We start from the raw sequence: 1,123 nt of genomic DNA, 5'->3' as shown, positions 1-1,123 counted from the left end.
CTACACCATCGTCGGCGGCGTGCCGGCGAAACCAATCCGCGAACGCTTCGACCGCCACACGGCTGAACGTTATCAGGCACTCGCCTGGTGGGATTGGGACCATGCCCGCCTGCGCGCGGCGCTCGACGATTTCCGCGCCCTTTCGGCGGAAGCGTTTCTGGAAAAATACGGCAGCTGAAGGGGGTGGATGGTGAATAGAAAGGCCTTCACCACCTCTTCTGGCTGCCACCGTCACCATTCACCATTCACGGCGCGCCGCCCAGCCTGTGGGCGGTAACAAAACTGACATCAATCCGACACCGCAGGTTCATGGCGTTGCGCTAGCGATGGTTAACAGACCTTCGAAACGCGACTGGACTGGAACTTGCCTATGTCAGCAACCTCAGCCACGCTCGAAATCCGCGGCGTCACCCGCCGGTTTGGCAAGAACACCGCCGTCAGCAATGTCGATATCTCGATCCCGCACGGTCAGATGGTCGGCATCATCGGCCGCTCCGGCGCCGGCAAGTCGACCCTTTTGCGCATGATCAACCGCCTCATCGATCCGAGCCAAGGGTCGATTTTCTTTGAAGGCGCCGAAGTCTCCAGCCTGCGCGGCTCGCTGCTCAGGCGCTGGCAGCGCGATTGCGCCATGATCTTTCAGCAATTCAACCTGGTGCCGCGTCTCGACGTGCTGACCAATGTGCTGCTCGGCCGGCTCAATCACCACTCGACGATTGTCAATCTGCTCGGTGTCTTCTCTCGCGAGGAACGGGCCGAGGCGATAGCGGCGCTCGAGCGTCTCGACATTGCCCGCACGGCGCTGCAGCCGGCCGGCACCTTGTCCGGCGGCCAGCAGCAGCGCGTCGCGATCGCGCGCGCCATGATGCAGCAGCCGAAAGTTATCCTCGCCGACGAGCCGATCGCCTCGCTCGACCCGCTCAATGCCAAGGTGGTGATGGATTCGCTGCAGGACATCAATCTGCGCGAAGGCATCACCGTCGTCACCAATCTGCACACGCTGGATACTGCGCGCACCTATTGCAACCGCATCATCGGCATGGCTGCCGGCAAGGTCGTGTTCGACGGCCCACCCGAAGATCTCAACCGTGAGGCGGTGCGCATGGTCTACGGTGCCGACAGC

Annotated in this window: 1 protein-coding gene and 1 pseudogene; both read left to right on the top strand. The window is 62.3% G+C overall.

Annotation, left to right across the window (positions count from 1 at the left end; translation table 11 throughout):
- A pseudogene (locus EOA85_RS39710) lies at window positions 1-178 on the top strand (acetyltransferase); the annotation flags it as partial.
- 192 nt (window positions 179-370) lie between these two features.
- The coding region (gene phnC / locus EOA85_RS35805; protein WP_127212771.1) for a phosphonate ABC transporter ATP-binding protein at window positions 371-1,123 on the top strand (753 nt) is incomplete at its 3' end.

This window comes from Mesorhizobium sp. M5C.F.Ca.IN.020.29.1.1 (assembly GCF_003997375.1).
Lineage (GTDB): Bacteria > Pseudomonadota > Alphaproteobacteria > Rhizobiales > Rhizobiaceae > Mesorhizobium > Mesorhizobium wenxiniae.
The sequence above is the reverse complement of the archived record's forward strand: the minus strand, read 5'-3'. Positions and strand labels throughout refer to the sequence as shown.